20 protein-coding genes are annotated in these 17,207 nt (G+C 56.6%); 10 read left to right on the top strand and 10 right to left on the bottom strand.

Annotated features, from left to right (window positions below; all coding sequences use genetic code 11):
* Window positions 1-23: 23 nt before the first annotated feature.
* Window positions 24-902: an EamA family transporter gene (locus tag ACQR3R_RS22955; protein WP_428275648.1), complete on the bottom strand. Its 879-nt coding sequence runs from the start codon at window positions 900-902 to the stop codon at window positions 24-26.
* Window positions 903-1,031: 129 nt separating this feature from the next.
* On the opposite strand from ACQR3R_RS22955, the gene ACQR3R_RS22960 reads away from it, so the two are divergent.
* Window positions 1,032-1,895 (top strand): LysR substrate-binding domain-containing protein, encoded by an 864-nt coding sequence (locus ACQR3R_RS22960; protein WP_428275650.1) that lies wholly within the window; start codon window positions 1,032-1,034, stop codon window positions 1,893-1,895.
* A gap of 182 nt (window positions 1,896-2,077) precedes the next feature.
* Window positions 2,078-3,139 (top strand): AI-2E family transporter, encoded by a 1,062-nt coding sequence (locus tag ACQR3R_RS22965; protein WP_428275652.1) that lies wholly within the window; start codon window positions 2,078-2,080, stop codon window positions 3,137-3,139.
* Here the strand turns inward: ACQR3R_RS22965 and ACQR3R_RS22970 are convergent.
* Entirely contained in the window at window positions 3,136-3,318 is a 183-nt protein-coding gene (locus tag ACQR3R_RS22970; RefSeq protein WP_428275654.1) for a hypothetical protein, read from the bottom strand. The genes ACQR3R_RS22965 and ACQR3R_RS22970 overlap by 4 nt on opposite strands.
* A 195-nt stretch (window positions 3,319-3,513) precedes the next feature.
* Window positions 3,514-3,864 carry a hypothetical protein gene (locus ACQR3R_RS22975; RefSeq protein ID WP_428275656.1) on the bottom strand — a complete coding sequence of 117 codons (351 nt, stop codon included), beginning with the start codon at window positions 3,862-3,864 and terminating at the stop codon, window positions 3,514-3,516.
* A 245-nt stretch (window positions 3,865-4,109) separates the two neighbouring features.
* Here ACQR3R_RS22975 and ACQR3R_RS22980 point away from each other — a divergent pair, with 245 nt between their 5' ends.
* Window positions 4,110-4,928, top strand: coding sequence for a shikimate 5-dehydrogenase (locus ACQR3R_RS22980; protein ID WP_428275658.1), 819 nt, complete (start codon window positions 4,110-4,112; stop codon window positions 4,926-4,928).
* Window positions 4,929-4,939: 11 nt separating this feature from the next.
* Complete coding sequence (locus ACQR3R_RS22985) at window positions 4,940-5,458, top strand: cupin domain-containing protein (protein WP_428275660.1); 519 nt, start codon at window positions 4,940-4,942, stop codon at window positions 5,456-5,458.
* Window positions 5,459-5,515: 57 nt separating this feature from the next.
* On the opposite strand, the gene ACQR3R_RS22990 is transcribed toward ACQR3R_RS22985, so the two are convergent.
* Both ACQR3R_RS22990 and ACQR3R_RS22995 read right to left on the bottom strand, forming a co-directional pair.
* Window positions 5,516-6,163, bottom strand: a complete 648-nt coding sequence (locus ACQR3R_RS22990) for a DUF480 domain-containing protein (RefSeq protein ID WP_428275662.1) — start codon at window positions 6,161-6,163, stop codon at window positions 5,516-5,518.
* A 48-nt stretch (window positions 6,164-6,211) separates the two neighbouring features.
* Window positions 6,212-7,405 (bottom strand): ATP-binding protein, encoded by a 1,194-nt coding sequence (locus tag ACQR3R_RS22995; RefSeq protein WP_428275664.1) that lies wholly within the window; start codon window positions 7,403-7,405, stop codon window positions 6,212-6,214.
* A gap of 320 nt (window positions 7,406-7,725) precedes the next feature.
* Between ACQR3R_RS22995 and ACQR3R_RS23000 the strand changes: the two genes are divergently transcribed.
* Window positions 7,726-8,235 carry a DUF1993 family protein gene (locus ACQR3R_RS23000; RefSeq protein ID WP_428275666.1) on the top strand — a complete coding sequence of 170 codons (510 nt, stop codon included), beginning with the start codon at window positions 7,726-7,728 and terminating at the stop codon, window positions 8,233-8,235.
* Between the two features lie 73 nt (window positions 8,236-8,308).
* On the opposite strand, the gene sstT is transcribed toward ACQR3R_RS23000, so the two are convergent.
* Complete coding sequence (sstT, locus tag ACQR3R_RS23005; RefSeq protein WP_428275668.1) at window positions 8,309-9,541, bottom strand: serine/threonine transporter SstT; 1,233 nt, start codon at window positions 9,539-9,541, stop codon at window positions 8,309-8,311.
* A gap of 278 nt (window positions 9,542-9,819) precedes the next feature.
* On the opposite strand from sstT, the gene ACQR3R_RS23010 reads away from it, so the two are divergent.
* Window positions 9,820-10,974 (top strand): MFS transporter, encoded by a 1,155-nt coding sequence (locus ACQR3R_RS23010; RefSeq protein ID WP_428275670.1) that lies wholly within the window; start codon window positions 9,820-9,822, stop codon window positions 10,972-10,974.
* Window positions 10,975-10,978: 4 nt separating this feature from the next.
* Here ACQR3R_RS23010 and nhaR read toward each other — a convergent pair whose 3' ends face one another.
* The gene (gene nhaR, locus ACQR3R_RS23015; protein ID WP_428275672.1) at window positions 10,979-11,878 is read right to left on the bottom strand and encodes a transcriptional activator NhaR; all 900 of its coding nucleotides are present in this window, start codon (window positions 11,876-11,878) and stop codon (window positions 10,979-10,981) included.
* A 405-nt stretch (window positions 11,879-12,283) separates the two neighbouring features.
* On the opposite strand from nhaR, the gene ACQR3R_RS23020 reads away from it, so the two are divergent.
* The 4 genes from ACQR3R_RS23020 (at window position 12,284) to ACQR3R_RS23035 (ending at window position 14,685) form a co-directional block, all read left to right on the top strand.
* The gene (locus ACQR3R_RS23020; RefSeq protein WP_428275674.1) at window positions 12,284-13,033 is read left to right on the top strand and encodes a TerC family protein; all 750 of its coding nucleotides are present in this window, start codon (window positions 12,284-12,286) and stop codon (window positions 13,031-13,033) included.
* Between the two features lie 181 nt (window positions 13,034-13,214).
* Complete coding sequence (locus tag ACQR3R_RS23025; RefSeq protein WP_428275676.1) at window positions 13,215-14,171, top strand: peptidase C39 family protein; 957 nt, start codon at window positions 13,215-13,217, stop codon at window positions 14,169-14,171.
* A gap of 95 nt (window positions 14,172-14,266) precedes the next feature.
* On the top strand, window positions 14,267-14,473 hold the full coding sequence (locus ACQR3R_RS23030; RefSeq protein WP_428275678.1) for a DUF6021 family protein: 207 nt from the start codon (window positions 14,267-14,269) through the stop codon (window positions 14,471-14,473).
* Between the two features lie 17 nt (window positions 14,474-14,490).
* Window positions 14,491-14,685 carry a hypothetical protein gene (locus ACQR3R_RS23035; protein ID WP_428275680.1) on the top strand — a complete coding sequence of 65 codons (195 nt, stop codon included), beginning with the start codon at window positions 14,491-14,493 and terminating at the stop codon, window positions 14,683-14,685.
* Between the two features lie 54 nt (window positions 14,686-14,739).
* Here the strand turns inward: ACQR3R_RS23035 and pbpG are convergent, their stop codons facing one another.
* From pbpG to ACQR3R_RS23050, 3 genes are all read right to left on the bottom strand, one after another.
* Window positions 14,740-15,678: a D-alanyl-D-alanine endopeptidase gene (gene pbpG, locus ACQR3R_RS23040; RefSeq protein ID WP_428275682.1), complete on the bottom strand. Its 939-nt coding sequence runs from the start codon at window positions 15,676-15,678 to the stop codon at window positions 14,740-14,742.
* 128 nt (window positions 15,679-15,806) lie between these two features.
* Window positions 15,807-16,940, bottom strand: a complete 1,134-nt coding sequence (locus tag ACQR3R_RS23045; protein ID WP_428276070.1) for a tyrosine-type recombinase/integrase — start codon at window positions 16,938-16,940, stop codon at window positions 15,807-15,809.
* Window positions 16,841-17,185, bottom strand: coding sequence for a hypothetical protein (locus ACQR3R_RS23050; protein WP_428276072.1), 345 nt, complete (start codon window positions 17,183-17,185; stop codon window positions 16,841-16,843). Before ACQR3R_RS23050 ends, ACQR3R_RS23045 begins: the two co-directional genes overlap by 100 nt.
* Window positions 17,186-17,207: the final 22 nt, after the last annotated feature.

The following is a 17,207-nucleotide window of genomic DNA, read 5'->3' on the forward strand; positions in this document are numbered from 1 at the left end:
CCCGGCCAGTGCGCCGGGTTTTTTTAAGTGTTCATCGCGGTTCTGGTGAGGCGTGTGGGTTCCAGATTCAACGCCAACACGCTGATCAATATCACTGTGGCACCGATTGCCACCCACACGGTCGGCTGCTCGGCCAATGCAAAAGAAGCGATTGCCATGGCGGTCGGCGGGATCAGATACAGGGTCATGGTGGCCCGACTCAGGTCCACGTGCGCCAGCACAAACGCCCAGGCCAGATAAGCCAGTGCGCTGGGAAACACCCCCAAAATCATAACCGTCCATTGCACGTGAATTGGCGCACTGACCACCTCGCGGGCCAGTCCCGGCAGGTAAACCAACAGCAACAGCGTGCCCGACCACACGGTGTAACACACCAGCGTCAGGCCGTCGTAACGTCGTGAGTGATGCTTTTGCAGCGCAAAGTAGATGCTCCAGGAGACAGCGGCCAACAAGATCAGCAAACCATGGGCGTCGATGCTCCCGAGTCCGTGATCGCCAGCCACCACGGTGATCACGCCGATCAACCCCAGGAAAACGCAGGCCCAGCGCCACGTACTGACACGGTCCTGGAAAACGAATCGTGCCAGCAGTGTGCTGAACAAAGGCGTTGATTGCGCCAGCACACTGGATGCGCCGGCGCTGACGCTTTGCTGGCCAGCATTCAGCGCGACGTGATGCAGGCTGACGGCGAAAAAACCAAGCAGCACCAGCATTGGCATATCTCGCAGACGCGGCAGGCTTATGCCCTTGAGCGCAGCAAATATCGCCATGAATACTGACGCCAGCAGAAACCGCACCAGTGCCAGATGCCCGGGATCGTAGGCTTGCAAGCCGATATGAATACCGGTCGGGGAGAACCCCCAGCACGCCACGACAAACGCCATGGCCAAGATGATTTTCAAGGGGTGTGTCTTCGAGGGCGTAAGCGGCTGCATGGTCGGACACCTGTGGGCGGATGCCTGCAGTATCAGAACAGCAACTGCTCGCCACAACTGACTTATAATGCGTCAACTGTTCACTTTGGGTGATGTATGGAGTTGGCTCAGATTCGCATGTTCAAAACGGTTGCCGACCTTGGCAGCATCGCCCGGGCCGCCGAATTCCTGCACTGCGTGCCATCGAACATCACGGCACGCATCAAGGCACTGGAAGCGGAACTGGGCGTTGCGCTGTTTTTGCGTGAGGGCAGGGGATTGCGAATCAGTCCGGCAGGCCAGACGTTTCTGAAGTATGCCGCGAAAATCCTCGCGCTGACTGTTGAAGCCAAACGTGCTGTCGACCCTTCAGCAGAACCCCGCGGCCCGCTGCGAATCGGCGCCATCGAATCGTCGGCGACCGGTCGCCTGCCACGCCTGTTGGCCAAGTTCCACAAGCGCTTCCCGGCCGTGGCATTGGAATTGACCACCGGCACCTGGGGGCAATTGCTTGATGACACACTCAACCATCGGCTGGACGGCGCGATTGTCGCAGTGGACGTGGAGCGCGCTCAGCTCAAGCGCACGCCGATGTATCGCGAAGAGTTGCTATTGATCGCCTCGACGTCATTTGGACCGATACGTGACATTTCCGATTTACAGGACAAAACCGTGTTCATGTGGCCGCAGGGCTGTCCTTATCGGGCGGCGCTGGAGCATTGGTTATTGCGTCAAGGGCAGGCATTGCCGATCGTCAGCCTGGCCAGTTACGGCGCGATCGTTGGCTGCGTCAGCGCCGGGGCGGGCGTGGCCCTGGTGCCTAAAGGCGTTTTTGATCAATACGCCAAGGGCGCCGGGTGCGCGGGGTATGAATTTTCCGAGCTGACGGCAATCGATAACCTTTTTTACTGGCATGAAAACGCCGGGGTTCACCCGGCGCGAGAAGCGTTTGTGACCATGTTGCGGGAGGAGTTTGCATAGCCGCGCAGTCGAGCGGTCATGGCAGTGTCGATCAAGTAAGCCGCTTGCGCCCAGGGTTTTTTTAACAGGATCTATGCTTGATGAACCAACGGATGGCACTCGCGCGAACCGTGGCGGACTAAGCATCAGGACGGCTCTTTTTTGGAAGAGCACGTGCCCTTGCGGACTGACATGGATCGGACATGAACGAAAAGACCCTGCACAACAAGTCGCTGGTGATACTGCTGTTTTTGGTGACCATCGCTTTTATCTGGATTTTGCTTCCCTTCTACGGCGCGGTGTTCTGGGCGGTGATCCTCGGAATTGTCTTTGCGCCGCTGCAGCGTCGCCTGCAACTGAAGTTTGGCTGGCAGCGCAACCTGACGTCGTTGTGCACCCTCAGCGTGTGCCTGGTGATCGCGATTCTGCCGGTCATCATCATCAGCGTGTTGCTGGTGCAGGAAGGCGCCATGCTTTACAAAAATATCGAAAGTGGCGAGCTGGACATTGCGAGCTACGTGGCCCAGTTCAAACACAGCTTGCCGCCGTACTTCCAGCACTTGATGGACCGGTTTGGCATGGGTGAGTTGAATGGCCTGCGAGAAAAACTGGTAAAGAGCGCGATGACGGGCAGCCAGGTATTGGCCACTCAAGCGTTCAGTTTTGGCCAGGGCACGTTTGATTTCATCGTCAGTTTTTTCATCATGTTGTACCTGTTGTTCTTCTTTTTGCGAGACGGTGCCGACCTGGCGCGCAGGATGCGCTCTGCGGTGCCATTGGAAGAACATCAAAAGCGGCGCTTGCAGCTCAAGTTCAATCGTGTGGTTCGGGCGACAGTGAAGGGCAATTTGCTGGTCGCGGTGACACAGGGCGCATTGGGCGGCGGAATTTTCTGGTTTCTGGACATTCCCAGCGCATTGCTCTGGGCGGTGCTGATGGCGTTTCTGTCGCTGTTGCCAGCGGTGGGCGCGGGCATCGTCTGGGGGCCGGTGGCGGCTTATTTCCTGTTGACCGGGGCGATCTGGCAAGGCGTGGTGTTGGGATTGTTCGGCGTGTTTGTGATCGGGCTGGTGGATAACGTCCTGCGTCCGGTACTGGTCGGCAAGGACACCAAAATGCCGGACTACATGATCCTCATCTCGACCTTGGGCGGCATGGCGGTTTTTGGCCTGAACGGGTTTGTCATCGGGCCGCTGATCGCTGCGCTGTTCATGTCCAGCTGGGCAATTTTCAGCGAAACCAAACCTCGCGTGCAGTTGCCTTAAGCGTTGAGTCGCCCGGTGTCGATACGTTGCGACAGTGCTTGAGCTGCGGGGAGCGAGGTCAGTGGACCGCTGATCGGTTCCCCGTCCTGCACCAGGTACCAGCAGGCGAGCAATCCTGCCGCCCGAAGGGGTGCGGGAACGGCACTACCGATAACAGACATGATTTGAACCTGGGACATAAGTACCTCCGTTAATCTATGGAGCTACCTTACGGACCCGTCGCCTTTACGGATAATCAACGCTTTCGATAGTGGTCATTGATGTAAGTGAGACTTGGCTTTATGACCGCCGATATTGAGCCCTTCAAACGAAAACAGGCCCCGCCTTGCGGCGGAGCCTGTTGCATTCAGAGCCTGGTGCTACTGAGTTGAGCCTTAGTAACGCGGCTGAACGTAGTAGCCCGGTGGTTGGTAATAAACCGGTGGAGGCGGTGGCTGGTAGTAAACCGGTGGTGGTGCATAGACCGGCTGCGGCTGCACATAGACCGGTTGCTGTACGTAAACCGTACGTGGACCTGAGTTTGCGTACACAGATCCCGCGACCACAGCGCCGAGTACTGCACCGACAGCGGCCGGTCCTACCCAGCCAGCGTGGCCGCCACCCCAGCAGCAACCGCCGCCGTGGCCATAACCACCGCCGTGATAGTAGTAACCACCGGCTTGCGCCTGTCCGGCGACCGCTAATGCGCCGATCAGCAAAGCTAAGACAGGAAGTTTACGGATCATGATAATTCCTCGTTGTTCAACCCGGCGCTCGAATCTGCAATAGACCCAAGGATTATCGCGGGGATACATCTAAGACAGCGCTTTTTTTAAAATCGGCACGGCCGCTAGGTAAATTTTGTGTAAGGTCTGTACCGACTTCCTTACCGGCCTGCGAAACCTCGCGTTTACAGGTGCTTATGATCGAACAGAACAGGATGGAATGGCTAATCCCGTCCATCCGAAAGTGCTATTGAAGGAGATATTTCATGCAGATGAACCCCAACAAAGACACCCAGCTGTGCATGTCGCTTTCCGGACGCCCCGGCAATTTTGGCCTGCGATTTCACAACCATCTGTATGAGCAATTGGGCCTGAATTTCTATTACAAGGCTTTCAGCAGCCAGGACCTGCCGGGTGCCGTGGGTGGCATTCGCGCCTTGGGTATCCGCGGTTGCGGGGTGTCGATGCCATTCAAGGAAGCGTGCATTGCGCTGGTTGATGAGCTGGATGCATCGGCTGCCGCTATTCAATCCATCAATACGATCGTCAACACCGACGGCCACCTGAAGGCCTATAACACCGATTACATCGCCATCGCCCAACTGCTCGAAACCCATCAAGTGCCCGAGGATTCAACGTTCGCCCTGCGTGGCAGCGGCGGCATGGCCAAGGCTGTGGCAAGCGCTTTGCGCGATGGCGGCTATGAAGACGGTTTGATCGTGGCCCGCAATGAGCAAGCAGGCCGGGCGTTGGCTGATTCGCTAAACTACCAATGGCAGCCAGACTTGGGCGACCGACGCCCGAAGATGCTGATCAACGTGACACCGATCGGCATGACTGGCGGTCCCGAAGCCGATCAACTGGCTTTCGCCGCAGACGCCATCGAAGCGGCCGAGACGGTGTTTGACGTGGTGGCCATTCCATCGGAAACACCGCTGATCGTTCACGGTCGAGCGCACGGTAAACGAGTGATTACCGGGCTGGAGGTCATCGCGATCCAGGCGCTGGAGCAATTTGTGCTGTACACCGGCGTGCGGCCGACCCAGGAACAATTCCAGAACGCTGTTGCGTTCGCCCGAAACTGACCGAGGTGCTCATGCATCCGCGTATTCTCAATCTGGATCAAGTCCAACTCGAACCGTTGCCTGAAGCGTTGGCGCCGACCGGCGAAACGGCTGGCCGATATCAACAGCGTCTGGCCCGTGTTGGCAAGCAGTTGGGGGCGCAGAAGTTGGGCTATCGCCTGTATGTGCTGGAGCCGGGCATGCGCGGTAGCCCGTTTCATAGCCATCGGGTCAACGAGGAGATGTTTTACATCGTGGCCGGAGAAGGGCAGGTGCGCTTGGGGGCCGAACGTTTTCCGATTCGCGCAGGTGATGTCATTGCCTGCCCGCCGGGTGGTCCTGAAGCGGCCCACCAGATCATCAACACCGGCCTTGTCGAGTTGCGTTACCTGGCGGTCAGCACCCAACAATCCCCGGAAATATGTGAATACCCGGATTCGGGTAAATATGCAGTGATGGACGACGTCAAGATCGACGCCAGCGGCAATGCCAGCGGCTTCGTCGCAGTCGCCCGGCAAGCCGATGGTGTGGATTATTGGGACGGAGAATGACGTAGCAGCTGTCCAGCCTGGGAGGCTGCGCCCACTGCTACGTGGTGTGTGAGCTAATTACTCCAGCCGAGACAAGCGCTCTTCCAGGGCAGCAATCCGCGCTTCAAGTTCTTCAATGCGTTCTACTGATACGCCGCTGCCTGAACCGCGTTCTGCCGGGTTGTGCCGCGCCGCGATGATGGTTTCGATGTCTGCCGGATCGCCCAAGGCATGCGTATACCGATCTTCGCGCTGGCCAGACTGGCGCGGTATCAGCAGCGCCAGACCGCGGGCGATCAGGCGTTCGAGCTGATGCACAACTTGTTCGGCATCTTCAAAGTCATGCATGCGGCCGCTGCGGGTCAGCAGCTCATTGACGGTTTGCGGGCCACGCAGAAACAACAGCCCGGTCAGAATGACTTGCGCCGGAACCAGCTCCAGCGCCTTGTCGACCCGATGTTCCCAACGATCGGCACGGCTGCCCATCACCAGTTTGGTAAAACCACGACCTTCAAGGGCACGCAGGCTTTGGCCGACTTGCCCTTGGGTCAGGTTCATCACCGGCTCACGGCTGGTTTTTTGATTGCAGGCAATCACCAGTGCGTTGAGCGTCAGCGGATAGGTTTCCGGGCTGGTGGCCTGTTTTTCGATCAATGAGCCCAGGATGCGGATTTCCGCGCTGCTGAGCCTTGGCTCTTCGAAGGGTGCGTCTTGCTCGGTGCTCATGTTTTTTCTATCCCTAATTGGCTGTCGGATTTGGCGAAAAACGCCAATTCATAGCCATTTGAATCGAGCCGGAAACCTTGCAACGAAGCATGTTCCCGATTCCAGCGTCGAGGTGACGCTCAAACTTCCGTGATGCCCATTGGCGATTTGCGAGGCGATGTAAAGTCCCAATCCCAGGCCCTCGCCGCGTTGCCCTGCTTCGGAGCGAGTGAACGGCTCGAACAGCAATGGCATCAATTGCGTTGAAATTGGCGGGCCTTGGTTGGCTACCGAGATCACAATTTCATCATCTTCGGCAAATGCTCGAACATGGATCGGCGTTCCAGCCGCACCATGGGTGACGGCGTTGCCCAGGAGGTTGGACAGCAACTGGCTGATACGCAGTGAGTCGCAATGCACGCCAGCCGGCACATCCAGCGCGAGCACCATGTTAGCCCGCGGGTACGACGCTTGAACTTCATCAAACGTCGAACGCAGCGTGTTCGATAAGTCATCGACTAACTGGCGCTTGACCGGAATTCCTCCACCCATTCGCCCACGGGCAAAATCGAGCACGTTTTCGATCAGGACGCCCATGCGTGTCGAGCTGTTACGAATTGCCGAAATCAGGTTCAACGAGCGCTTGTCTGTGGTTTTGGTTTCCAGCAGATCTGCGCTCATGCGGATAGCGCTGAGCGGGGTTCGCAGGTCGTGACCCAATACCGCCATGAATTGTTCGCGCAGCCTCGCGTTTTCGTTAGCACTGACCAACGCCGCTTTGGTCGCCTCCAGATTGCGCTGGGTGTCGAGGCTCATGGCAATCAACTGCGCGAAAAGCGTGAGCGTTTTGGCGATGGTGGTTTCGTCGAGATTGGCCGGAACAGAATCGATGGCACACAGCGTGCCGAAAAATTCGCCGTTGGCCTGAATGATGGGAATGGAGACATAACTCTCCAAGCCATACGTTTTAGGCGTGTGATGCAGTGAAAAAATCGGGTGGGCGCTGGCCTGGCCAAATATGACAGGTTTTTTGTGCTGGCGAATTTCATGACAAATGGTCGATTCAAGCACCAGCTCGCCGCCCGGTTTCAAGCCGAACTCTATGGAGTCATCGACGGCGCAGGCGACCCAGTTTTGCTCGGTAACCCTCGCTACAGCGGCGAAGCGCATTCCGGTCAAGTGTTTGACCATACTGAGAATAACCGGCACAGCATCAATACTGCGGATGGCTTCAATGTCTAAAGAGAAGTCTGTGCGGGTCATTAGCCTGAAGATCAGTAGGGGATTTGATCAGAGATTATCCCGAATCCCTTGGTCTGCCAAATGAGACACCGCTCGGTGGTTATTAAAAAATTCACTCAGGCGTTGACGTTTGGACGCGTCGACGCCGCACTTGTATCATTTTATTAGATGAAATTTTACAGCCCGCTTAGAAACAGGCCGCCGGCTCGAGTCCGGCGCTCACTGACGGTGGGCGCCGGGCTTTTTTCATGAGCAAAAGAAGCCTTAAAAGTCCGCTTCACGATCGGCTCCCACGGCTATAATCGCCCCACGTTTCCCTCCTGTCACAACACGAGACTGCCATGACCATTTCCCTGTACGACGCCTCTATCCCGGTTTTCAAGCAAATGCTCACCGCCCTGAGCGACGTTCTGAACAAAGCTGAAGCCCACGCAACGGCCAAGAACATCGACCCGAATGCCTTCCTGCAAGCGCGTTTGTACCCGGACATGTTCCCGCTGGTGCGTCAGGTGCAGATCGCTGTTGATTTCGCCAAGGGTGTTTCAGCGCGTCTGGCCGAGATCGAACTGCCGAAGTATGACGACACCGAAACCACCTTCGCCGATCTGCAAGCACTGCTGGCCAAGGTTCTGGCGTTTATCGGCGAGATCAAGCCTGAGCAGATCGCAGGCAAGGAAGGCATCGAGATCATCACCCGTCAGGGCACGCCGAAAGAAAAACGCTTCACCGGCCAGGCTTACTTGCTGACCTACGGCCTGCCGCAGTTCTTCTTCCACGTCACTACCGCTTACGCGCTGCTGCGTCACAACGGTGTGGAAGTGGGCAAGCGCGATTTCATGGGCGCGTTCTAAACGTCACACGCACAAAAAACCCGCCAAGGCTGATGCCTTGGCGGGTTTTTTTATGGTCGGGCAAACGATTTTTTCAAGCCATGCGTTCGGCTTTTGCTTCTTCGCCCAGGCACGCGGCAGCCGTGAACAACACATCAGTGGATGAGTTAAGCGCGGTTTCGGCGGAGTCTTGCAGCACTCCAATGATGAATCCGACCGCCACTACCTGCATGGCAATTTCACTCGGAATGCCAAATAGGCTGCACGCCAGCGGTATCAGCAACAGCGAACCGCCCGCGACACCTGAAGCGCCACAGGCACAAATCGCCGCGACGACGCTCAGCAAAATGGCGGTCGGAATGTCCACCGCAATGCCCAGCGTATGCACGGCCGCCAGGCTCAGCACAGTGATGGTGATCGCCGCGCCGGCCATGTTAATGGTGGCGCCGAGCGGGATCGACACCGAATAGGTGTCTTCATGCAGGCCCAAGCGCTTGCTCAGTTCCAGGTTGACCGGAATGTTTGCCGCCGAGCTGCGGGTAAAAAACGCGGTGATGCCGCTTTCGCGCAGGCAGGTCAGCACCAGCGGATACGGGTTGCGACGCAGTTTCCAGAACACGATGATCGGGTTCATCACCAGCGCCACGAACAGCATGCAGCCCAGCAGCACGGCCAGCAGGTGCGCGTAACCGATCAACGCGCCGAAACCGAAAGTGGCGAGAGTGGAAGCCACCAGGCCGAAAATGCCCAGTGGCGCAAAACGAATCACCAGACGCACGATCAGCGTCACGCCATTCGACAAGTCGCCCAGCACTTCACGGGTGGCCTCACCCGCATGGCGTATAGCGACGCCCATGCCGATTGCCCAGGCCAGAATGCCGATGAAGTTGGCGTTCATCAAAGCGCTGACCGGGTTATCGACCACGCTCAGCAGCAGGCTTTGCAGCACTTCACTGATGCCGCCCGGTGCACTCACAGCAACGTCGTGGGTGGACAACACCAACGTGGACGGGAAGAGCATGCTGGCAACCACCGCGACCACCGCTGCGGCGAACGTGCCGAGCAAATAAAGGAACAGAATCGGGCGGATGTGGGTTTCCTGGCCATGCTTATGGTTGGCGATGGAGGCCATTACCAGGACGAACACCAAAATCGGTGCAACGGCTTTCAGTGCCGACACGAACACTTTGCCGATAAACGCAGTGGATTTCGCCACGTCCGGAGCGACCAGTGCCAAGGCAATCCCGGCGATCAGGCCGATGACGATCTGCGTGACGAGGCTCAGGCGTGTCAAGCGTTGCCATGGGGAAGGGGATGAAACAGTCATAAAGCGCTATCTCTGATTGTTTGGGGCGGGCAGCGTTGCGACATCATTGCAATGACTGGCCGGTGAGCAGGGGTACAAATTTATAGGGCGCGGACTTTATCACAGCACCGTTCGTATCTTTGCGGCTGTGGCGATCTGCCACCCGTCGGGCCCTCGAGATAAGCAGGTTCGTGCAACTCTGATTGGAAACACTCTGTTAAGATTCGCCATCCTCATTTTAATCTTCTGCCAGTGGGCCTCCGGGCTAACACTGCTGTCGTCGTTTTTTGGAGTTGTGCATGCTGTTGCCCATTATTCTGTTGTCGGCCGCCGGTTTCACGGTGCTGACCACGGAGTTCGTCATCGTTGGCTTGCTGCCGGCAATTGCTCGAGACCTGGAAGTGAGCATCCCCCAAGCGGGTTTGCTGGTGACCCTGTTCGCGTTTACCGTTGCCGCTTTCGGGCCGTTTCTGACCGCCTATTTCGCCCGCTTCGAACGCCGCAAGCTATTTATCTCGGTGTTGATCATGTTTGGCCTGGCCAACACACTGGCCGCTTTTGCGCCCAATATCTGGGTGATGGCCTTCGCCAGGCTCGTGCCGGCATTAGGACTTCCGGTGTTTTGGGCGTTGGCCAGTGAGACAGCGGTCGACATCGTCGGCCCGGAATACGCCGGCCGCGCGATTGCCAAGATCGGTTTCGGGATTGTGTGCGCCACGGTGTTCGGTATTCCGGTAGGCACGCTGATGTCCGATGCCTTTGGCTGGCGCAGTGCGTTCGGGATTCTGGCGGTCATCGCGTTTGCCAAGGCATTGCTGCTGTTTATCTACCTGCCGAAAACCAGCTTGCACCAACATCAGGTGAGCTTCCGCTCGCAGTTCAAGATCTTGCGCAGCCCGCTGATGCTGGGGCATGTGTTGCTGTCGGTGCTGGTGTTCAGTGGCATGTTCACTGTTTACACCTATCTGGCAGACATCCTTGAGCGACTGGCCGGGTTCAACGGCACGTTAGTCGGCTGGTGCCTGATGGGCTTCGGTGCGGTGGGGCTGATCGGCAACTCGTTGGGCGGTCGTGCGGTAGATCGCCATCCGCTGATTGCCTCAATGATGTTCTGCGCGTTCATGATCACCGGCATGGTGTCGTTGGTGCCCAACATACATTCGCCACTCGGGCTGACAGCGGCAATGGGGATCTGGGGTGTCACTCAGGCGGCGTTGTTTCTGGTCAGCCATGTGCGTTTGATGAAGGCCGCACCCGAGGCGCCAGCCTTTGCTGCGTCTTTGAACATTGCCGGTGCCAACCTGGGGATCGGCCTGGGCGCAATGATCGGCGGTCGTGTGATCGACAGTGTGGGTCTTGAGGGCCTGGGTTTCACGGCTGCCGCTTTCATCCTGGCCTCAATCCTGTTGGCGATGGCGCTGATGACTTTCAAACCGCGCGAAATCTGCGCCTGACGCTTCATATTTCGGTAAACAACTCGCGTCGGGCACCTTCGGTAATGGCGACAATGCCCGGGTGCTTGACCTTGCGATCTACCGAAATCGCGTAAAACGATTCCGTCACGGCGTCCGTCCGGCCTATCAACTCCACGCCGCATTGGCGCTTGACCTCATCGGCAATCACGCTCGGACCAATGAAAATCCCGCTGCCGGATTGCCCGAAAGCCTGCATCAGCGCGCTGTCGTCGAACTCACCGACGATGCGCGGCTGAATCTGCTGCTCGGCAAACCAGCGTTGCAAACGGCTGCGCACTACGGTTTCCGGGCCCGGAATCAGCAGCGGTGCACCGTGCAAACATTGAGGAAAGTCTTGGCCGTAGCGCGCGGCCAGTTCTGCGGTGGCGAAAAAGCTGATTCCACATTCTCCCAGCTTCTGGCTGTAACCCTTGATGTCCAGGTGCGACGGCATCGGGCTGTCGGAAATCACCAGGTCCAGACGCTGGATCGCCAGGTCGGCGAGCAACCGCTCCAATTTGTCCTCGCGACACGTGATGCGCAGCGGTTCGCTCAATTCCATGGTCGGTGCAATCAGCCGATAAACGATGGATTTGGGCACCACGTCCGCTACGCCAACCCTGAACAGAATTTGCTGTTCATTGGGCTGCGCCCTCAGCATCAACTCCAGTTCGCCCCCCAGCTGAAACATTTGCTCAGCGTAGGTCAGCGTCTGACGCCCGGCTTCTGTAAGCTCCAATTGGCGCCCAACACGGCGAAATAACTCGATGCTGTAAGTTTGTTCGAGTAACGAAATCTGCCCGCTGATGGTCTGCGGCGTCAGGTTCAATTGCTCGCAGGCGCGCACGATGCTGCCGGTTTTGGCGACCACCCAAAAATAATGCAACTGACGGTAATTAAGCATGAGGACCTACAGTTCGTGAAAACCGAAGTATAACCGCTAAAAATACGAATTTTCCTGAAGTGTTTGTCTCCCTAGAATGCGTCGCTATCAACGGGCCATCAAATCGGCCCTGTCCGTTCTATCGAGGATTGCGTCATGAAATTTAAAGCCACGGCATTACTGATTACTTCTTTAATAGTGTTGGCCGGTTGCGACCAGGTTGAAAAAGCGCCCAGCAACTGGTAGGAAAAGCTACCGAAACCGCTAAACAAGCGATTGACGATACGCATAAAGCTGCCGAGCAAGCGATCAGCGATGCCACGGTCGGCCTGATCAGCAAGAAAGAACAACCGGAAGAAGAAAAAGAGAAAACCGATTCTTCGTCCCAGGAAATTTAAACCGTCTTCAACGAGTCAGGACTGACCCATGGAATATCTTTTAGAACTTGCTGCAAGCCCCACCGCCTGGGTTGCCCTGGCGACCTTGGTGGTGATGGAAATCGTGCTGGGTATCGACAACCTGATCTTCATCTCGATTCTGACCAACAAGCTGCCGGAAATACATCGGCAGAAGGCTCGCCGCATTGGTATCGGCATGGCGTTGATCCTGCGTCTGGCGTTGTTGAGTACCATCGCGTTTATCGTCCAGTTGACGGCACCGGTGATCGAACTCCTCGGCCACGCGTTTTCCTGGAAGGACATGATCCTGATTGCCGGTGGTCTGTTCCTGTTGTGGAAAGCGACCACCGAGATTCATCACAGCATGGACCCGGCACCCGAAGATCCGAAGTCGGCTACATCGGCTGTGACACTCGGTTTCGCTGCGGCGATCGGCCAGATCCTGATGCTGGACATGGTGTTTTCCATCGACAGCATTATTACGGCTGTCGGCATGACCGAGCATTTGCCGATCATGATTATCGCGGTGGTGGTCTCGGTGCTGGTGATGCTGTTGGCGGCTGATCCTTTGGCCAAGTTCATCAACGACAACCCGACCGTGGTAATGCTGGCGCTGGGCTTCTTGATCATGATCGGCATGACGCTGATCGCTGAAGGCTTCGGTGCTCACGTTCCTAAAGGTTACGTGTATGCCGCGATGGCGTTCTCGGCCGCGATCGAAGTGTTGAATATGCTGTCCCGCAAGGCCAAGCAGAAGCGCATCCCCGCTGAAGCTTGACCCATAACAAAAACGGCCGCCCGCGCTTTCGTCAGCCCGGGCGGCCTTTTTTATTGGGACTTTTCGCCGTTGAAGTCAGTGCGCCGTGGCGGTCCGGGCGTTCGCTTTGATGTTTTGCGCTGTGGACGCTGCTTGAACAGGAGGGTGGTGCCGGCGAGCAATTCGCAGGACTCCCCACAACATGGCGGCGGCAACGGCCAGCCAGCCGGAAATCAACATTACTACCGTCATTGTCAGGCTCATCGATGCCTCCTCTTTGCCCTGCCGCGGGCGGACACTCTTTTCAACTGACAGTCTAGTTGCTGGCATGTTTCAGGCTATTGACCAAAGGTCGACTGTCATCAATCAGTTCGCTCTATTGAATGAGGCGAACTGCGAGTTAAGGCTATACCGCTGCTGCGCGGCATCCTATGATCAGCAGCCAAGCCGGGGTGTGGATGCCCGGCGCCTCAACAAGAGAGTAATGATGGTGCAGGTATTTTCCCGAATTCTTACGGCGGCGCTGATTGTCGGCTGCGTTGCAGGTTTGGCTGGCTGTGCCGGCAGCGTTTCGCCTGAAGTCAAACGGCTGCCGGAGCGTGTCGAGCTCAGCGGCAGGTTCTACCGGGGCGTCGCCAATCAAAGTGGGCCGCAAGTACTGGCCAGTATGTTGTCGCAACAGGGTATCGTGATTACGCCAGGCCTGCTGGATAAGCCGCTGCACTTGCCGGGAGGCGAGGCCCAGTTGCAACAGAACATGCAGAACCTGGCTCGCGAATACGGCATGGTCGTTTACCCGCTCGACAGCAATTTGCCGGCGCTGCTGACTCAGGTGGCTGCTGGTTATCCGGTGATGGTGCGCTTTACCGAGGGTTCGGCATTCTGGGCGGAGCCGCGCTACGCCATTCTCTCCGGGTATAACCGCCAAAAGCAGACTGTGCTGTTACGCGCGGGGATGAATCATCGGCAATTGATGAGTTTCAGTTCGTTCGAATCAGCGTTCAAGGACGCCGGTGGATGGGCGGTATTGATTCAAAATCCAAAGCAGATTCCGGCCAATGTCGATCAGCAGCGTTGGCTCAAGGCTGCAAATGACCTGGCTCAGGCCGGTCAGGAACAAGCAGCCGCGCGCGCGAAGCAGGCGTTGACGGCCCATTAAGCTGCCGTTCGTCATCTGCAGGGCACGGCCAGGCGCGGCAAACCTCTGAGGTATAAGGCCCGGATTTTTAGCCGGGCCAGTCCAAGGAGGCACTCATGGCACATTCAAATACCCCTGAAGGCCCGCACTCTTCAGAGCACTCTTCAGGCGATGAGTTGGGTTTCGATCCTGATTCGCCGGACCTTGCCGACCCTCAGGTCGACCCCATCGGGCCTGCCAAAACGCCGAAAGATATCAAACCTGGCGAGGAGGGGAAGTCGCCCGCCAAGCCTTACGACCCTCTCGCTGATTTGAAACCATAAATTGTGGTGAGGTGACTATGTCTACCGATTCGAGTTTCGATGACCAACATCCCGACAGCGTGCCGACAACACCTGATGACGATGCAGACCCGGTGATGGACCCGCAAAGTCCGCTACGTGATCCATTGGCGCGCCCGATGGTAGTGCCACCCGAGCCTGCGCATGGCGACGGCATTCCGGACGATGATGAGATGCCTTTGCCCAACGATTAAATCGCTGACGAAAAAAAGCCCCGAATGGTCGGGGCTCTTTTTGTCGCAGCCGATTTACTTCGATGCTTCAACCACACCGCTTTGACGATTTTTCAGATTTTTCTCGGCTTTGTACTGCAGTGCAACCGAAGGTACGTCGGTGCTTCTGCCGGTTTCAACCCAGCTGCGTATGCGACTGGCATCGGCAAAGTGCGTGTATTTGCCAAATGCATCAAGGATCACCAGGGCTACCGGGCGATTGCCCATGCTGGTCACCAACACCAGGCAGTGGCCAGCCTGATTGGTGAATCCGGTCTTGGTGATTTTAATATCCCAGTTAGGCTTGTTCACCAAGTGATCGGTGTTGTGAAAACCCAAGGTGTAATTGGGTTTACGAAACGCGACGGTGGTTTCCTTGGTGGTGGTCAATTCAGTCAATATCGGGTACTTGTGCGCGGCGATCAGTAGTTTGCTCAGGTCGCGCGCAGTCGACACGTTGCGAGGTGAAAGCCCGGTCGGTTCAACGAAGTGAGTATTGGTCATCCCCAATGCTTTGGCCTTGGCGTTCATTGCCGCAATGAATGCGACGTAACCGCCGGGATAGTGATGGGCCAGGGTTGCCGCTGCGCGATTTTCCGAAGACATCAGTGCGATCAACAACATCTTCTTGCGTGGCAGCTCGCTGTTCAGCTTAACCCGCGAGAACACACCCTTCATTTCCGGGGTATTGCTGATGTCGACATTGATGTATTCCTCCATATTCTGGTGCGCTTCAACAACGACCAGGCCCGTCATCAGCTTGCTGACCGAGGCAATGGGTACCACCACGTCCGGATTGTTCGAATAAATAACCTTGTTGGTCTGCAAATCCATCAGCAACGCGCTGCCGGAAGCGATTTTAAGTTTTGAGGCATCTCGTGGCGCCGCAGTAGTTTCAGCGGCGCTAGCCGTTGCCGTGATGAAAGTCCCTGTAACTGCAAAAACTAGACTAAGGATGGAAAGACGGATTTTCACGCGGGCGGACTCATGAAGGTGGATATGCCGTTTTGTAACGGACTGTTTCTTAAAAACGACGCATTTTAGGAGTATGTGCTAGGAAAGCTATAGGCGCCTGTAAACAAAGGGGTAAAAGTAAATTAAATTTAATGCTGTACCAATTTTGTACCAATCTGGCTTTCCAGCTTCCCGACTTCTGACCAGTCGGTAGTGGAGCTCAGCCAGCGAGCATAAGTCGACAGCAACACTTGAACGCTGTGACCCAGTTGACCCGCAATGAACGCTGGATTCATGCCCGCCATGAGGCACATCGTAGCGTACGTGTGGCGGCAGTTATATTGGCTTCTCGGCTTTATTTGCAAACCCTCTAAGGCTTTTACAAAGTGACCACCTGGTGTCGTTGATGACAGGATGTATTCCGAACCGCCCGACGGCGGAAACACGTACGGCGACTCCTGCCGTTTCCGCCGGCGCTGGTTCAGGCGCGCATCGGCAATTTTACGAGCTTCTTTTAATGCGTGTATGGCACGACTGTTGATCATGACAGTCCTGGCGTACTTAGTTTTTGTCCTTTCCTCCACCTTCCCATCTACGACGATCCGGCAGACGTGCGCCACGCGATTCTCCAGATCGATCTCATCCCAGCGAAGAGCCCTGAGCTCTCCCGTCCGCATCCCGCAATAGAAAGCAAACTCGAAGTAAGCGGCGTAGATTCGCGCAGCTCTGGTCGTGAAGTTGGCGTACATCCATTCGATGATGGTGTCAGCTTCTGTGACCGTGAACGGATCGATCTGCTTTTTGGTTCTGCCAGGCAACTGAATAGATGTCGCCGGGTTCCGCTCTATTACCTCATCACGCACGGCCGCATTGAATAGGGCGCTGACCCGCGAAATCGCCGTCCGCTTGATCGTCGGGCTATCCCATTGAGTTTCTCCAATCACTTTCCGTAGCAGCATCGGCGTGATAGTCGTCATCGGCACTGTGGCCAGGTCTGGCATCCAGTACATGTTGATGGTGCCTTTGTAGTTGCGGCGGGTGCCCGGTACGATTTCCAGGCTATCGATCCACGTCTGGGCGTATTCGGCAAAGGTTAGACCGGTAGTCTGGTCGGCATAGCTGGAGTTCGGGAACAGCTCGGTGTAGCGCTTTTCGTCCAAAACCCCATGCTTCACCAGGCTAATTACCTGATCGCGAAGATCTGCTGCCGCCTTGATGCCTTTTGGCGTCTGGGGATGGGCAAGAGTTTCGCAGCGTCTTTCGCCGTTCCACGTGAACCGGATTCGGACTGATTGACCTGCGAACTCAACTCCCGGGGGCATTCCCACTGGCTTTCTTGCCATGCTTCGTATCTCCTGATGCTGTAAAAAACCCGATTATCAATTTTGTTCCATACCCCTTCGGGGATGATTCCTCTCGCGCGCTTTCCTTCGAGTGCGCGCTTGGTCGTGCCCAGCAACATGGCCATTCGTTCTTCTGGCACTTTGTCGAAGGCGTACGTTTCGGGTGATTCTTCAATCTGGGGCATAGCTGTCTCCATGCCGCGCGTA

Origin of the sequence: Gordonia sp. IEGM753, from assembly GCF_050321825.1 — a bacterium.
GTDB lineage: Bacteria > Pseudomonadota > Gammaproteobacteria > Pseudomonadales > Pseudomonadaceae > Aquipseudomonas.

Excerpts from the sequence above, each read along its gene's own strand:
- ACQR3R_RS22960 (WP_428275650.1), top strand. The coding sequence starts at position 1,032 with ATGGAGTTGGCTCAGATTCGCATGTTCAAAACGGTTGCCGACCTTGGC.
- ACQR3R_RS22965 (WP_428275652.1), top strand. The coding sequence starts at position 2,078 with ATGAACGAAAAGACCCTGCACAACAAGTCGCTGGTGATACTGCTGTTT.
- ACQR3R_RS22970 (WP_428275654.1), bottom strand. The coding sequence starts at position 3,318 with ATGTCCCAGGTTCAAATCATGTCTGTTATCGGTAGTGCCGTTCCCGCA.
- ACQR3R_RS22975 (WP_428275656.1), bottom strand. The coding sequence starts at position 3,864 with ATGATCCGTAAACTTCCTGTCTTAGCTTTGCTGATCGGCGCATTAGCG.
- ACQR3R_RS22980 (WP_428275658.1), top strand. The coding sequence starts at position 4,110 with ATGCAGATGAACCCCAACAAAGACACCCAGCTGTGCATGTCGCTTTCC.
- ACQR3R_RS22985 (WP_428275660.1), top strand. The coding sequence starts at position 4,940 with ATGCATCCGCGTATTCTCAATCTGGATCAAGTCCAACTCGAACCGTTG.
- ACQR3R_RS22990 (WP_428275662.1), bottom strand. The coding sequence starts at position 6,163 with ATGAGCACCGAGCAAGACGCACCCTTCGAAGAGCCAAGGCTCAGCAGC.
- ACQR3R_RS22995 (WP_428275664.1), bottom strand. The coding sequence starts at position 7,405 with ATGACCCGCACAGACTTCTCTTTAGACATTGAAGCCATCCGCAGTATT.
- ACQR3R_RS23000 (WP_428275666.1), top strand. The coding sequence starts at position 7,726 with ATGACCATTTCCCTGTACGACGCCTCTATCCCGGTTTTCAAGCAAATG.
- sstT (WP_428275668.1), bottom strand. The coding sequence starts at position 9,541 with ATGACTGTTTCATCCCCTTCCCCATGGCAACGCTTGACACGCCTGAGC.
- ACQR3R_RS23010 (WP_428275670.1), top strand. The coding sequence starts at position 9,820 with ATGCTGTTGCCCATTATTCTGTTGTCGGCCGCCGGTTTCACGGTGCTG.
- nhaR (WP_428275672.1), bottom strand. The coding sequence starts at position 11,878 with ATGCTTAATTACCGTCAGTTGCATTATTTTTGGGTGGTCGCCAAAACC.
- ACQR3R_RS23020 (WP_428275674.1), top strand. The coding sequence starts at position 12,284 with ATGGAATATCTTTTAGAACTTGCTGCAAGCCCCACCGCCTGGGTTGCC.
- ACQR3R_RS23025 (WP_428275676.1), top strand. The coding sequence starts at position 13,215 with ATGGCGGCGGCAACGGCCAGCCAGCCGGAAATCAACATTACTACCGTC.
- ACQR3R_RS23030 (WP_428275678.1), top strand. The coding sequence starts at position 14,267 with ATGGCACATTCAAATACCCCTGAAGGCCCGCACTCTTCAGAGCACTCT.
- ACQR3R_RS23035 (WP_428275680.1), top strand. The coding sequence starts at position 14,491 with ATGTCTACCGATTCGAGTTTCGATGACCAACATCCCGACAGCGTGCCG.
- ACQR3R_RS23050 (WP_428276072.1), bottom strand. The coding sequence starts at position 17,185 with ATGCCCCAGATTGAAGAATCACCCGAAACGTACGCCTTCGACAAAGTG.